Source organism: Ruegeria sp. CH10, assembly GCF_056537125.1.
On the sequence record NZ_JBQFQY010000002.1, the window covers coordinates 606,994 to 621,145 of the forward strand.

Here is a 14,152-nt window from a genome sequence, read left to right on the forward strand (position 1 = left end):
TTTAAAGGGAGAGAGCCGCCGTGTTTTCAAGATACAAGAAACAGTCTGAGGCGCAGCCGGTTCAAACCCCGGCCGCAGCACCCAAACCTGCGGCCCAACAAGCGCCCACTGCCAACGCTGTGGCGCGCCGACCCGCGCAGAAGAAAGCGGCCGAGCCGGTCGCGGCGGACAAAGACCGCAAACGCAAAGAACGCCTGGGCGAGATCAAGATCGAGCTTCACCGCGAATTGCTGGAAAACCTGAACCTCGCCGCGTTGGAAAATGCTGGCGAGTCCGAGTTGCGCTCGGAGATCAGCGCCATTTCCAACGAAATTCTCGAAGCGCGTAACATCGTTCTGAACCGCGAAGACCGCACGCAGCTGAACAAGGAATTGTATGACGAGGTCACGGGCCTAGGCCCGCTTGAAACCTTGCTGCAGGACGATACGGTCAACGATATTCTGGTGAATGGCCCTCAGCAGATTTTCGTAGAACGCGATGGTAAGCTGGAAATCAGCGACATCACGTTCAAAGACGAAAAACACCTGATGCGGATCATCGACAAGATCGTATCCGCGGTGGGTCGTCGTGTCGACGAATCCAATCCGTATGTTGACGCCCGTCTGGCAGATGGTTCGCGTTTCAACGCCATGGTTCCGCCGATTGCGGTGGACGGTTCGCTGGTTTCGATTCGTAAATTCAAAAAGGACAAGTTGGGCATTGACGATCTGGTCAATTTCGGCGCGTTCACCGAAGAAATGGCCGCTTATCTGCAGGCCGCTGTGTCCACCCGTCTGAACATCATCGTATCGGGCGGTACGGGTTCGGGTAAAACGACCACGCTGAACGCCCTGTCCAGCTTTATCGACGACGCCGAGCGCATCCTGACCATCGAGGATACGGCGGAACTTCAGCTGCAACAGACCCATGTGGGTCGGATGGAAAGCCGCCCACCCAACGTTGAAGGCAAAGGCGAAGTCAGCCCGCGCGACTGTCTGAAAAACGCCCTGCGTATGCGCCCTGACCGCATCATCGTGGGCGAGACGCGTGGCGCCGAGGTGATCGACATGTTGCAGGCCATGAACACCGGCCACGACGGTTCGATGACCACGATCCACGCCAACTCGGCCCGTGACGGGATCTCGCGTCTGGAAAACATGATCGCGATGGCTGGCATCGAAATGCCGATCAAAGCGGTCCGCAGCCAGATCTCAAGCGCTGTGAACCTGATCGTTCAGGCCAGCCGTCTGCAGGATGGTTCGCGTCGAATGACCTCGATCACTGAGATTACCGGGATGGAAGGCGACGTGATTTCGATGCAGGAAATCTTTAAATTCCAACGTGTTGGCCTGACCCCGGACAACAAGATCATCGGTCACTTTACGGCCACCGGCGTGCGCAGCCACTATTCCGAGCGCTTCCGCCTGTGGGGCTTTGACCTGCCTGCTTCGATCTACGAAGCAACGACAATGTAGTAGGAGATCTGATCATGCAATTGCCTATCGAGGCACTCATATATGTCGTGATCTTCGTCGCAGTGTTCGCTCTGGTCGAAGGCATCTACCTGGTTGCTTTCGGCAAATCCATCAGCCTGAACAGCAAGGTGAACCGCCGTCTGGACATGCTGGACAAGGGCGTCGGCCGCGAGCAGGTTCTGGAACAGCTGCGCAAGGAAATGCAGCAGCATATGAAGTCTCAGAGCATACCGCTCTATTCATTGCTGTCTGACAAGGCACAGAAAGCGGCGATTGCCTTCTCTCCACGGCAGCTGATCATGATTATGGTTCTGTTGTCCGGCTTCGCCTTTGTTGCGCTCACCATCGGCACGGCAACGGAAATGCTTTTGCGGATCGCGCTGTCGGTCGGCATTGGCGTCGGCGGTGTTTACACCTGGGTGAGCCGTAAGGCCAAAAAGCGTCTGTCCATGATGGAAGAGCAACTGCCAGATGCGGTTGAACTGATGGTACGCTCGCTACGCGTGGGCAACCCGTTTGTCTCCTCGGTCCAGATCGTCGCGAATGAGATTCAGGACCCACTGGGCACCGAATTCGGCATCATAGCTGACGAATGCGCCTATGGCCGTGACGTGGGCGAGGCGCTGAAAGACATGGCCGAACGTTTGGACATGCAGGATATGCGCTTTTTGTCGGTCGCCGTCGGCATTCAGCAACAATCTGGTGGTAACCTTGCAGAGATTCTAGCCGGTCTTGCCCAGGTGATCCGTGCCCGTTTCCGCCTGTTCCGCCGTGTAAAAGCAATCACAGCCGAGGCGCAGTGGTCCGGTAAATTCCTGTCCGGCTTCCCACTGTTCTGTCTGCTCTTCATTCTGGTAACAGACCCCACCTACTACGACGAGGTGCTGGATCACGCGCTGTTTATCCCTCTGTGTTTCTTTGTGGGCATCATGCTGACATTGAACCTGATCGTGATGCGTGTACTCACCAACATTAAGGTTTAAGGGTATCGAGATGGAATTTATCAACCAAATCAATGACCTGATTAAACAGCATTTAGGTGAGTTCGGACCACTGATCGTCATCGGCGTTCTGGGGCTGTTCCTGATCCTGATCGCGGTATCGCTGATGATGAATCAGCCCGAAGATCCGCTAAAAAAGCTGCAAAAGTCCAACGCGGCGCCGAAAAGCAACAAAAAATCCAAAAAGGACAAGTTGCGCACAACCGGTCGCAATGAGCAGCTGGAAAAGTTCGCGAACTTCCTTGAGCCGCAGAATGAAGAACAGCTGTCTGCAATGCAGCTCACTCTGCGTCAGGCGGGTTATCATTCGAAAGACGCTGTACGGTTTTTCCATTTTGCACAATTTGCATTGGGTATCGTGGGCATTTTGATCGGTGTGATGCTGGTGACTGTTTTGTCTGGTGGTGAGGAATTCACAGGAAGCCAGGTTGCAATCCGTGTTCTGATCCCAGCTGCAGCGGGCTATTTCCTTCCGCGTTATTGGATCACCCGTCGCGTCGCTGAACGGCATGAGGCCATCACTGCCGGCTTCCCCGATACGCTAGACCTGATGTTGGTCTGTGTCGAAGCGGGTCAGTCTCTGGATCAGGCAATTGTGCGTGTTGCTGGCGAGATGAAGGTCTCCTACCCGGATATCGCTCAGGAATTCGAAATCGTCGCGTATGAATTGAAAGCCGGTAAAGACAAAGACACGGTTCTGCGCGACTTTGGCACCCGATGCGGCGTGCAGGATGTCAGCTCGTTCGTGACGGTGATGATCCAGTCGGCGACCTTTGGTACCTCGATTGCCGAAGCACTTCGGGTTTATGCCAGCGAAATGCGTGACAAACGCGTGATGCGCGCCGAAGAGGCCGCGAACAAGTTGCCAACGAAGATGACACTTGCCACAATGATTCTGACGGTTCCGCCATTGCTGGTCATTCTGGTTGGCCCTTCGGCAAAAGGGATCGAAGACTTCGTCAATCAAGGTGGCTCTGGTTAACCACATGACACTCAGGCACAGGCGGCTCCCGTCCGGGATACCCCATATTGTAAAGGCCGCTGTGGTTTTCGCCATGGTGGCCTCTTGCACGGAAACAGGGCTGTCTAACGACCTCGAAGCCCCCGGCGTTGATCGAAACGGCCAAAGTGCTGATGAAATTGCGGTCGGTCATCGTTTAATGGCTGCCGGAGAGTATGAACTGGCTTTGAAATCCTACTCCCGAGCTGCCCTCGACCAGGGGCTGACACCGGAAATCCTCACATCGATGGGCACCGCCAATCTGGGCCTGGGGCGGTTGGGGCAGGCAGAACCCCTGTTGCGCCGCGCCGTCAAGGAAGATCCGGACTGGTCCGCGGCGTGGAACAATCTGGGTGTTTTGTTGATCGAGCAAGGCGAATTCCCCGAGGCTGCGCAGGTCTTTAAACGCGCCTATGCGCTGAACGATGGCGAAAGTGACGCAATTCGGGACAATCTGCGCTTAGCACTCGCAAAAATGGAAATTCCTGTTAATACTAAGGCAGAAAAGCAAGAATATACGCTGGAGCAGCAAGGCGACGGGCAATTCACGCTTCGCAAGCTCCCACAAGATGAGCAAGAGCAGTAAAGGACGCAAAAATGCGCCAACAATTCTTGATTGCACCAATGCTGGTGTGCGGGGTTATCCTGTCCGCATGCGAAAAAGAGACCGAGGATGAAAAGGTCGAACGGACCTTTCAGGAAGTCGACGTCATTGACGAAACCAACCTGAGCGAAGTCCTGTTGACTGCAGCCGACCCCAACGAAGCTGTAACATATTTCCAGGGCGCCGCGGCCAAGAACCCAGGTCGGATTGATCTGCAGCGGGGCTTGGCCATTTCCCTGACCCGCGCCAAACGCACCACCGAGGCTGCCGCGGCGTGGAAAAAGGTAACCACCATGTCGGGCGTGTCGAATATCGACCGGGTCGAATATGCCGATGCGCTGGTGCGGTCGGGAAACTGGAAACAGGCAAAGACCGTTCTGGACGCCATTCCCCCCACCTATGAAAGCTTCAAACGCTATCGTCTTGAGGCCGTGGTGGCGGACTCAAATCAGGATTGGAAACGGGCGGATCATTTCTATGAAACCGCCGTTGGCCTGACCACGCGCCCCGGCAGCGTGATGAACAACTGGGGTTATTCCAAACTGACCCGAGGCCAATATGCGGAAGCCGAACGTCTGTTTACTGATGCGATCCGTCAGGACAATTCCCTGTTCACCGCAAAGAACAACCTGGTTCTGGCGCGGGCGGCGCAGGGAAATTACAGCCTGCCGGTTGTTCCCATGTCTCAGGTCGAACGGGCGATGCTGTTGAACACCATGGCCATCTCAGCGGTCAAACAGGGGGATGTGGCCACGGCCAAGAACCTGTTCCGCGAGGCCATTGCTACCCATCCGCAGCATTATGACGAGGCCGTCCGCTCGCTCCGCGCGCTTGAGGAAGCCTGATACATGAACATCCCCGCGCAGGCCGCGACGTGGTTTCTGCCCTTCGTTGTGCCCATCTGCATCTATGTGGCCTATATTGATCTGCGCGACATGCGGATCAGGAACCACGCGGTCTATGCGGTTTTTGGGGTGTTCGTCATCGTCGGGCTGTTCCTTTTACCGCCCTGGTCGACCGAATGGTCCTCGGCCAGTTTGGGACCGGTGTCTATTTCCCTGCCCCCATATCTTTGGCAGATCCTGCATGTGATACCTGTTCTGTTTCTGGGCATACTGTTCAATGCGATCCGCGCGATGGGGGCCGGAGACGCCAAGTTTATGGCCGCCGCCTCACCCTTTGTCTGGCCGGGTGACTATTTTCTGATGATGATCATTCTGGCGTCGATGAACATGGCGGCCTGGATCAGTCACAGGCTGGCCCGCTCAACCGCACTGCGCAGTTTTGCACCTGAGTGGGAAAGCTGGAGCCGGGCCAAGCATATCCCGATGGGCCTGTCGCTGGGCGGCAGCCTGACGCTTTATCTTGTTCTTGGCACTGTTTACGGCTCGTAAACTATCACTAACCCGCCTCTTCCCTGCCTTGGTGCTGCCACAAAGCGCGGCCAAATTTTCAGCAAGTGACCCTTCCGGGGGTTTTTTGCGTGAAATTGTTAATGACGGGCGACGCTCATGAATATGTTGACGACTTCGGTTATGGCCCCCCCTGCCCCCAAGGGACTGGGCGAAATGAAACTGCCCATCGTGATGATGCGCGACATCATGTTGAAAACGATCTTTCGCAAGAACGTGGACACCGTGACCGAAATCGCAGCAGCCATCTGTCTGCCCGGATCAGTGACGCAAGAGCTGATCGACATGGCCCGCGAACAAAAACTGATCGAGGCCACAGGCACCCTGAACGCCAATAGCGGCAATGAAATGGGGTATCAGCTGACGGACGCAGGCAAGGCCCGCGCCTTGGACGCACTGAGCCAGTCGGAATATTTCGGCGCCATGCCCGTGCCGCTGGATGTGTACCGCGAACAGGTCAAACGCCAATCGATCCGCAACATTCAGGTGACCCGCGACCAACTGGTTGGCGCGATGGGTCACCTTGTTCTGCCCGACAGCCTTCTGGACCACCTGGGCCCCGCGGTCAGCGCCGGTCGATCGATCCTGATGTATGGCCCTCCGGGCAATGGTAAATCCTCGATCTCGAACGGTATTCGTGACGCCTTGGGCGATAATGTCTATGTTCCCTACGCCATCGAATATGCCGGTCAGGTGATCACCGTCTATGACCCTATCGTGCACACGGCGGTCGAGCAGGAAGCTGATGATCCCAACAGCCTGCGCCGCCGTAAACGGTTCGACACCCGCTATGTTCAGTGCGAACGCCCCACTGTTGTTACGGGTGGTGAACTGTCGCTGAGCATGCTGGACCTGGTCTACAACCCAACAGCGCGGACCTATCAGGCCCCTTTGCAGCTGAAATCGACAGGCGGCATCTTCATCGTGGACGACCTTGGACGTCAGGCCGAGCCACCGCAGGCGCTTATCAACCGCTGGATTGTTCCGCTGGAAGAAAAGAAGGATATTCTGGGTCTGCAATCGGGTGAAAAATTCGAAGTTCCGTTCGATACGCTGGTCATCTTCTCGACCAACTTCCACCCAAACGAGATTTTCGACCAAGCGGCCTTGCGCCGGATCTTCTTCAAGATCAAGATCGACGGCCCGAACCAGGAAAACTTCCTGAAGATCTTTGCCATGGTGGCCCGCAAACGCGGCATGCCTCTGGACGAGGCCGCGCTGGTGCACTTGCTGAAAGTCAAATATCCGACCATCAACAATGTCTACGCGAACTATCAGCCGATCTTCCTGATCGATCAGATGATCTCGATCTGCGAGTTCGAGGGCATCCCCTATCAGATGAGCCCTGACCTGATCGACCGCGCCTGGGCCAACATGTTCGTGCGCGAAGAAAAGATCGTACACTAACCCACTGTAATTCCGATGCCGGGACGGTAGTCTGCGCCCATGACGCAGATTCCCGCCCGGATCACCGATTGGTTCACGGCCAAAGGCTGGTCCGTTCACCCGCATCAACAGGACATGTTCGACCGGGCCTTTGACCCGGCCACCCTGCTGATCGCGCCCACGGGGGGCGGCAAGACCATGGCCGGGTTCCTGCCAACCCTGGCCGAGTTGTCGGAAAGCGCGCCTGATGGGCTGCACACGATCTACGTCTCACCGCTCAAGGCGCTGGCTGCGGATATTCGCCGCAACCTGCGTGGACCTGCCGATGAGATCGGCCTGCCAATACGGATTGAGGACCGCACCGGCGACACGTCCGCCACGCAAAAGAAACGCCAGCGTGTCGACCCGCCTCATATCCTGCTGACCACGCCCGAAAGCCTGGCGCTGCTGACCTCATACGAGGACGCGCCGCGCATGTTTGCAGGCGTGCAGCGCGTAATCATTGATGAAATTCACGCGCTGGCCGAAAGCAAGCGCGGCGATCAGTTGATGCTGGCGCTGGCCCGGTTGCAATCGCTGTGCCCCACAATCCGCCGGGTCGGGCTATCGGCGACGGTCGAAGACCCCGACGCCATCGCGCGCTTTCTGGCGCGCCACCCGGACCCCTGTCAGATCATTCAGGCCGATCCCGGGCCCGACCCTGACATCCGCATGCTTGAGACACAGGAGATGCCCCCATGGTCCGGTGGTGGTGCAGCCTATTCCATCCCCGCCGTGCTGGACCAGATCAGGCAGCACAAAACCACGCTGATCTTTCACAACACCCGCGCACAGGCCGAGATTTTCTTTCACAACCTCTGGCTTGTCAACGAAGACGGCCTGCCCATCGGCATCCACCATGGCAGTCTGGACCGGCAACAGCGTGAGCGGGTCGAGGCCGCAATGATACGCGGCGACCTGCGCGCCATCGTCTGTACCGGCTCGTTGGATTTGGGCATCGATTGGGGCGACGTGGACCTTGTGATCCAGATCGGCGCGCCGAAGAACGTCAAGCGGCTGGTCCAGCGGATCGGGCGCGCCAACCACCGCTACAACGCGCCCTCCAAGGCCCTGCTGGTGCCCGCCAACCGGTTCGAAGTGGTGGAATGCGTCGCAGCGCTTGAGGCCGCCCGCGCGCATGATCTGGATGGCGAGCCGCGCGGCGCAGGCCCGCGCGATGTGCTTTGCCAGCATATCCTGATCGCCGCGGCAGCGGGCCCTTTCGATGCCGACACCCTGTTTGGGGAAATGACCGCCGCCGGACCCTATGCGCAGCTGAGCCGCGGCGCCTTTGACGCCTGTCTGGAGTTCTGCGCGACCGGAGGTTACGCCCTGCGCGCCTATGATCGCTGGCAGCGGCTGAAACAGCGCCCCGACGGGCAATGGCAGCTACGCGATCCCCGCGCGGCGCAGCGTATTCGTATGAACCTTGGCACCATACAGGATACCGACACGCTGAAAGTGCGCCTAAAACGCAATCGCGGCGGCAAACCTTTGGGTGAGGTTGAAGAGGCATTTGCCGCGTCGCTCACCCCCGGGGACACATTCCTGATCGGCGGCCAGATCGTACGCTATGAGGGGCTGCGCGAGATGACGGTCGAGGTCAGCCGCCGCGCGGATCGCAAACCCAAGGTCGCGACTTTTTCAGGCACGAAATTCGCCACTTCAACTCAGCTGAGCGACCGTATCCTGCGCATGTTCGCACAAGCAGACTGGCCGCAATTGCCGTCACATACTGCCGAGTGGCTGGCCCTGCAACGTGACCTTTCGCGTCTGCCGACACGCGACCGGCTGTTGATCGAAAGCTTCCCCAATGACGGGCGCGAGCATCTGTGTGTCTACGGCTTCGCTGGACGCAACGCGCAGCAGACGCTGGGCCTGTTGCTGACCAAACGGATGGAGGAAACCGGCTTGGCCCCGCTGGGATTTGTGGCCACCGACTATGCCACATTGATCTGGGGGCTCGACGCGGTGACCGACCCGCGCCCGCTGTTCCAGCCCGAGGCGCTGCGCGACGGGCTTGAGACTTGGCTGGCAGGAAACGCCGTGATGAAACGCACCTTTCGCGCCTCGGCCACCATCGCCGGGCTCATTGAGCGCAATACAGGCGGGCAACGCAAAAGCGGGCGGCAGGCGACGTTTTCGTCGGATATCCTGTATGACACGCTGCTGAAATATGACCCTGATCACCTTCTGATGCAGATCACGCGCGAAGAAGCGATGCGCGGGCTGGTCGATTTCGGTCGGATTGAAGAAATGCTTGCCCGGATCGACGACCGGATCGACCTGCTGCGACTGGACCGCGTCTCACCCCTTGCCGCCCCCTTGTTTCTTGAGGTCGGCAAAGTGCCGGTCAAAGGCGCAGCCGAGGAACGTCTGTTGGCCGAAGAAAGCGCGCGCCTGCTGCAAGCAGCTGGGCTTGCGCCCAGTTGATTGCTCTTGCAGAGCAGATCAAAACACGCAAAGAACGTATCATGAACGACGTCACTTTTACCTTTGCTGGGCAGACCCTCAGCGCGTTGGGGTCCGGGGCCTTGTGGTGGCCCGCGCAGCGCCTGCTCTGCGTCTCGGACCTGCATCTGGGTAAGTCTGAGCGGATCGCGCGGCGTGGCGGCCCAACCTTGCCGCCCTATGACAGCCGGGAAACGCTGACCCGTCTGGCTGCCGATATTGCCCACACCAGTCCTGACACGGTGATTTGCCTGGGTGACAGTTTCGACGACCTCGATGCCTCGGCCGCGCTGGACCCGGCTCAGAAACGGGACGTCACCGCCCTTCAAGCCGGCCGTCGCTGGATCTGGATTGAAGGCAACCACGATCCCGGCCCCATTGATCTGGGCGGGGCGCATCTGGCCGAATACAGTATTGGCCCCATTACCTTTCGCCACATCGCACAGAGCAAGGCACAGAGCGAAATCTCAGGTCATTACCATCCGAAAGTGCGCGTGACGGCGCGGGGGCGAAGTGTCACGCGCCCTGCGTTTCTGGTGGATCAAACACGGCTGATTCTGCCCGCTTACGGCACTTATACCGGTGGGCTACACAGTTCGGATGACGTGCTGAACGGCTTGATGGAGACGGAGGCGATGGCCATTCTGACAGGAGCGCAGCCCCGGATTTTTCCCATGCCACGCTGAATTCGCTTAGATCACCCCATCTTCTTCCAGCATGGGTTTGTATTTTCGGCTGACCGGAACCAGATCGCCGTTTCTGAGGCGCAAGAACGTCTTTCCGCCCTGCCGCTCAATCCCGACAATCGCCTCATCGACCACCCAATGTGACCGATGCGTGCAGTGCCCCACGATCGGGTCCATCTCGGCAATGGCATCCGTCAACCGCGAACGGACGGTGAATGTCCCTTCCGATGTAACGACGTCAACCTCGTGGTCACGCACGGTCAACCGATAGATCTGCCCCGCGAACGACTCCGGCAGGCGATTGCGCATTCGCGGTTCCGGGCGCAGGGGCTGAGGTGTTTGCCGTTCTGTCCGGCTGTGCCCCCCGACCAGAACAAGCCCTGTGGCAAACAGCGCGCCGTACGGGGCGACGGCAAAAATGTCAGGGGGTTGTTGCCCACCGTAGGTCATCAGCAAAAAAGACAGCAACCACAGCGGTGGCAAAAACAGCACCAGAATAATCAGACCCAACGCGCCGTCGCGCAGTGAAAAATGTGCATCCAGAAAGTAAATCTGCGTCAGCTTGCGGGCAACCCACGTCACGCCCAGCGCGAGGCCGACCACTCCGGCCCAGAACACCAGACGTTCGCCAAAACTGAGCGGTATAGCAGGAAAAGGTTGGAAAGCGCTCGCCAGAAGCGGCGGCAAAGCAATGGTGGCCAATGCCCTGCGAAGGGTGATTTCAGCCAGAACCGGTCTCAGCACAGTGTTCATGCCAACTCGTCATATTACCCCCAGGGTCCAGCCCACATCCCGAAGACACCCTGGCTTATTCCATAACTGGCTGGAATTGCTTGCTTATCACCGTTCTCGGAATATTCAAACCCTGCCCTTTTGAACTGAGTAACAGTTTTGTGAAACAAAAAGGGGCCGAAGGAGGTATCTCCTTCGACCCCAAAACCTGTTTGGTCTCCTAAAGGATCAGGCTGTCAGCCCCTCAGGTTCGGGCAGACCATTTGCCCGGCAGCAGGCGGTCAGAGTGTTGGCCAGCAGGCAAGCAATGGTCATCGGACCAACCCCGCCCGGAACCGGGGTGATCGCGCCTGCGCGCTCGGCTGCGCTGGCGTAGTCGACGTCACCGACCAGCTTGTTCTTGCCGTCGCGTTCAATGCGGTTGATGCCCACGTCGATCACGGTTGCACCTTCTTTGATCCAGTCGCCCGGCACCATCTCGGGGCGGCCCACGGCAGCGATAACGATGTCAGCGCGGCGGACAACGTCCGGCAGGTCCTTGGTGCGCGAATGCGCAATGGTCACGGTACAGCTGTCGCCCAGCAGCAGTTGCGCCATCGGCTTGCCCACGATGTTCGAACGGCCAATCACAACCGCGTCCATACCCGACAGCGAGCCGTGATAGTCACGCAGCATCATCAAACAGCCCAGCGGGGTGCAAGGCACCATCGACTTCTGACCGGTTCCCAGCAGGCCCACGTTCGAGATGTGGAAGCCATCAACATCCTTGGCCGGGTCGATCGAGTTGATCACCAGATCTTCGTTCAGATGCTTGGGCAGCGGCAGTTGCACCAGAATTCCATGAACAGCCGGATCGTTATTCAGCTTGTCGATCAGCGCCAGCAGGTCCTCTTCCGAGGTGTCAACGTCCAGCTTGTGCTCATACGAATTCATGCCGACCTCGACGGTCTGCTTGCCTTTCGAGCGGACATAGACCTGGCTTGCCGGGTCTTCACCCACCAGAACCACGGCCAGACCGGGCGTGATGCCGTTTTCTTCTTTCAGCTTTGCAACCTGATCGGCCACTTGCGCGCGCACTTTCGCCGCAAAGGCTTTGCCGTCGATAACCTGGGCTACCATCCTGTGATCCCTTCTTTCCAAAAACGGATCGGGCGCAAAGCGCCCGGGTGTTCAGTCGGGGCCGATCACGCCTTCTTCACGTGCAATCGACCAATCAATCAAAATGCGCCACAGTTTTTCGGCCAGATCAGGGTCCATGCCCAATTCGTCCGAGCTGTCACGCACACGCTGCACCACCTCTTCGACACGGTCCGGGATGCGGGCCGGCAGGCCCTCGCCGGGTTTCAGCTGCGAGGCGCGGTCGATGTAACCTGCGCGCGTCACCAACATCTCAATCAGTTGGCGGTCCAGCTTGTCGATCTGAACCCGCAATTCCTGCATCGATTGACAGTCTTGCGGCGGTGTCAGAGTGGGCATTGCGATCTCCTCATGGCCCGGGGATATCCCCGGACCACGAGATGTCCTATTCGGCGGCTTAGAACAAGCCCTCGATCTGACCTTCGTCGTTGAGACGGATTGTCTCAGCGGCGGGTTTGCGGGGCAGACCGGGCATGGTCATGATCTCACCGCAGACAACCACGATGAAACCGGCACCTGCGGACAGGCGGACCTCACGCACCGGAACCGAGTGGCCGGTGGGCGCGCCGCGCAGGGTCGGGTCGGTCGAGAACGAGTACTGGGTTTTCGCCATGCAGACCGGCAGGTTGCCATAGCCCGCGTCTTCCCACTCGCGCAGTTGGTTACGGATCTTGTTGTCGGCCAGAACCTCGTCAGCGCGGTAGATGCGCTTGGCGATTGTTTCGATTTTCTCGAACAGCGGCATGTCGTCGGGGTAGATCGGCGCGAAGTTCGCGGTGCCACCTTCAACGATTTCAACAACTTTCTCAGCCAGAGGCGCAGACCCTTCCGACCCCAGTTCCCAGTGACGCGACAGAACCGCTTCGACACCGTGCTCACCGCAATAGTCTTTGACGGCCTGAACTTCGGCGTCGGTATCGGTGACAAAGTGGTTGATGGCGACAACGACCGGCACACCAAAGGACTTCACGTTCTCGATGTGGCGACCCAGGTTGGCGCAGCCCGACTGAACGGCGTCGACGTTTTCGGCGCCCAGATCCGCCTTGGCAACACCACCGTTCATTTTCATCGCGCGCACGGTGGCAACCAGTACCACAGCCGACGGCGCGATACCTGCCTTGCGGCACTTGATGTTCATGAACTTTTCGGCACCCAGGTCGGCACCGAAACCTGCTTCGGTCACGACATAGTCAGCAACTTTGAGCGCGGTTTTGGTGGCAATGACCGAGTTACAGCCGTGTGCGATGTTGGCAAACGGGCCGCCATGGACGAAGGCCGGGTTGTTTTCCAGCGTCTGCACCAGGTTCGGCTGCATTGCGTCTTTCAGCAGAACGGTCATTGCGCCTTCGGCTTTGATGTCGCGGCAGTAAACCGGGGTCTTGTCGCGGCGGTAGGCCACGATGATGTCGCCCAGACGCTTTTCAAGGTCTTTCAGGTCGGTTGCCAGGCACAGGATCGCCATGACTTCGGACGCCACGGTGATGTCAAAGCCTGCTTCACGCGGGAAGCCGTTCGACACGCCACCCAGCGAAGCGGTGATCTGACGCAGAGCGCGGTCGTTCATATCGACCACACGACGCCATGCAACGCGGCGCACGTCGATTTCGGCTTCGTTGCCCCAGTAGATGTGGTTGTCGATCATGGCCGACAGCAGCGAGTGGGCCGAGGTGATGGCGTGGAAATCACCGGTGAAGTGCAGGTTCATTTCCTCCATCGGAACAACCTGTGCATAACCGCCACCTGCAGCGCCGCCCTTCATGCCGAAGTTCGGGCCAAGCGAGGCTTCGCGGATACAGATCATCGCGTTCTTGCCGATGCGGTTCAGACCGTCGCCCAGACCCACGGTGGTGGTGGTCTTGCCTTCACCCGCCGGGGTCGGGTTGATCGCCGTCACCAGGATCAGTTTGCCGTCTTCGCGGTCCTGAACCGAGTTGATGAAGTCCTGGCTCACCTTCGCTTTGTCGTGGCCATAGGGCAGCAGGTCGGCGGAGTCGATGCCGATTTTTGCGCCGATCTCCTGGATCGGTTTTTTGTTCGCTTCGCGGGCGATTTCGATGTCGGATTTATAGCTCATTGGGCAGGGTCCCTGATTGAATGCCGTGCAAAACCGACGCGGTGCGTCGGCGCTGGGCAATCCATACCGTTGTGCACCCAACAGGTGGCTATGGATTCCGACATAATTGTGCTGCGAAACGGCGCGGCGTCATTTACAGTGTGGCGTCACGTAACTTTGATCGTTTCCCATCGGAA

13 protein-coding genes are annotated in these 14,152 nt (G+C 58.5%); 9 read left to right on the top strand and 4 right to left on the bottom strand.

Annotation, left to right across the window (positions count from 1 at the left end; all coding sequences use genetic code 11):
* Positions 1-20: 20 nt before the first annotated feature.
* From ACRZ94_RS09380 to pdeM, 9 genes are all read left to right on the top strand, one after another.
* A complete protein-coding gene (locus ACRZ94_RS09380) occupies positions 21-1,454 on the top strand; it encodes a TadA family conjugal transfer-associated ATPase (protein ID WP_480652588.1) in 1,434 nt (477 codons plus the stop codon).
* Positions 1,455-1,468: 14 nt separating this feature from the next.
* Positions 1,469-2,437 carry a type II secretion system F family protein gene (locus tag ACRZ94_RS09385; RefSeq protein ID WP_480652590.1) on the top strand — a complete coding sequence of 323 codons (969 nt, stop codon included), beginning with the start codon at positions 1,469-1,471 and terminating at the stop codon, positions 2,435-2,437.
* A 10-nt stretch (positions 2,438-2,447) separates the two neighbouring features.
* Positions 2,448-3,437 carry a type II secretion system F family protein gene (locus ACRZ94_RS09390; protein WP_480652592.1) on the top strand — a complete coding sequence of 330 codons (990 nt, stop codon included), beginning with the start codon at positions 2,448-2,450 and terminating at the stop codon, positions 3,435-3,437.
* A gap of 61 nt (positions 3,438-3,498) precedes the next feature.
* Positions 3,499-4,041, top strand: a complete 543-nt coding sequence (locus ACRZ94_RS09395; RefSeq protein ID WP_480797191.1) for a tetratricopeptide repeat protein — start codon at positions 3,499-3,501, stop codon at positions 4,039-4,041.
* 11 nt (positions 4,042-4,052) lie between these two features.
* Positions 4,053-4,904 carry a tetratricopeptide repeat protein gene (locus ACRZ94_RS09400; RefSeq protein WP_480797192.1) on the top strand — a complete coding sequence of 284 codons (852 nt, stop codon included), beginning with the start codon at positions 4,053-4,055 and terminating at the stop codon, positions 4,902-4,904.
* 3 nt (positions 4,905-4,907) lie between these two features.
* Positions 4,908-5,453: a prepilin peptidase gene (locus ACRZ94_RS09405; RefSeq protein WP_480652596.1), complete on the top strand. Its 546-nt coding sequence runs from the start codon at positions 4,908-4,910 to the stop codon at positions 5,451-5,453.
* A 117-nt stretch (positions 5,454-5,570) separates the two neighbouring features.
* Positions 5,571-6,878, top strand: coding sequence for an ATPase (locus ACRZ94_RS09410; protein WP_480797193.1), 1,308 nt, complete (start codon positions 5,571-5,573; stop codon positions 6,876-6,878).
* A 39-nt stretch (positions 6,879-6,917) separates the two neighbouring features.
* Positions 6,918-9,329, top strand: a complete 2,412-nt coding sequence (locus ACRZ94_RS09415; RefSeq protein WP_480797194.1) for a ligase-associated DNA damage response DEXH box helicase — start codon at positions 6,918-6,920, stop codon at positions 9,327-9,329.
* A gap of 41 nt (positions 9,330-9,370) precedes the next feature.
* Positions 9,371-10,033 carry a ligase-associated DNA damage response endonuclease PdeM gene (gene pdeM, locus ACRZ94_RS09420; protein ID WP_480652602.1) on the top strand — a complete coding sequence of 221 codons (663 nt, stop codon included), beginning with the start codon at positions 9,371-9,373 and terminating at the stop codon, positions 10,031-10,033.
* Between the two features lie 6 nt (positions 10,034-10,039).
* On the opposite strand, the gene ACRZ94_RS09425 is transcribed toward pdeM, so the two are convergent.
* The 4 genes from ACRZ94_RS09425 to ACRZ94_RS09440 form a co-directional block, all read right to left on the bottom strand.
* Positions 10,040-10,786: a LytTR family DNA-binding domain-containing protein gene (locus tag ACRZ94_RS09425; RefSeq protein ID WP_480652604.1), complete on the bottom strand. Its 747-nt coding sequence runs from the start codon at positions 10,784-10,786 to the stop codon at positions 10,040-10,042.
* A 207-nt stretch (positions 10,787-10,993) separates the two neighbouring features.
* On the bottom strand, positions 10,994-11,884 hold the full coding sequence (gene folD, locus ACRZ94_RS09430) for a bifunctional methylenetetrahydrofolate dehydrogenase/methenyltetrahydrofolate cyclohydrolase FolD (protein ID WP_480652606.1): 891 nt from the start codon (positions 11,882-11,884) through the stop codon (positions 10,994-10,996).
* A gap of 51 nt (positions 11,885-11,935) precedes the next feature.
* Positions 11,936-12,241 carry a chorismate mutase gene (locus ACRZ94_RS09435; RefSeq protein WP_480652608.1) on the bottom strand — a complete coding sequence of 102 codons (306 nt, stop codon included), beginning with the start codon at positions 12,239-12,241 and terminating at the stop codon, positions 11,936-11,938.
* A gap of 58 nt (positions 12,242-12,299) precedes the next feature.
* Complete coding sequence (locus ACRZ94_RS09440; protein WP_480652610.1) at positions 12,300-13,976, bottom strand: formate--tetrahydrofolate ligase; 1,677 nt, start codon at positions 13,974-13,976, stop codon at positions 12,300-12,302.
* Between the last annotated feature and the right edge of the window lie 176 nt (positions 13,977-14,152).

Excerpts from the sequence above, each read along its gene's own strand:
- ACRZ94_RS09435 (WP_480652608.1), bottom strand. The coding sequence starts at position 12,241 with ATGCCCACTCTGACACCGCCGCAAGACTGTCAATCGATGCAGGAATTG.
- pdeM (WP_480652602.1), top strand. The coding sequence starts at position 9,371 with ATGAACGACGTCACTTTTACCTTTGCTGGGCAGACCCTCAGCGCGTTG.
- folD (WP_480652606.1), bottom strand. The coding sequence starts at position 11,884 with ATGGTAGCCCAGGTTATCGACGGCAAAGCCTTTGCGGCGAAAGTGCGC.
- ACRZ94_RS09385 (WP_480652590.1), top strand. The coding sequence starts at position 1,469 with ATGCAATTGCCTATCGAGGCACTCATATATGTCGTGATCTTCGTCGCA.
- ACRZ94_RS09390 (WP_480652592.1), top strand. The coding sequence starts at position 2,448 with ATGGAATTTATCAACCAAATCAATGACCTGATTAAACAGCATTTAGGT.
- ACRZ94_RS09400 (WP_480797192.1), top strand. The coding sequence starts at position 4,053 with ATGCGCCAACAATTCTTGATTGCACCAATGCTGGTGTGCGGGGTTATC.
- ACRZ94_RS09440 (WP_480652610.1), bottom strand. The coding sequence starts at position 13,976 with ATGAGCTATAAATCCGACATCGAAATCGCCCGCGAAGCGAACAAAAAA.
- ACRZ94_RS09415 (WP_480797194.1), top strand. The coding sequence starts at position 6,918 with ATGACGCAGATTCCCGCCCGGATCACCGATTGGTTCACGGCCAAAGGC.
- ACRZ94_RS09425 (WP_480652604.1), bottom strand. The coding sequence starts at position 10,786 with ATGAACACTGTGCTGAGACCGGTTCTGGCTGAAATCACCCTTCGCAGG.
- ACRZ94_RS09410 (WP_480797193.1), top strand. The coding sequence starts at position 5,571 with ATGAATATGTTGACGACTTCGGTTATGGCCCCCCCTGCCCCCAAGGGA.
- ACRZ94_RS09405 (WP_480652596.1), top strand. The coding sequence starts at position 4,908 with ATGAACATCCCCGCGCAGGCCGCGACGTGGTTTCTGCCCTTCGTTGTG.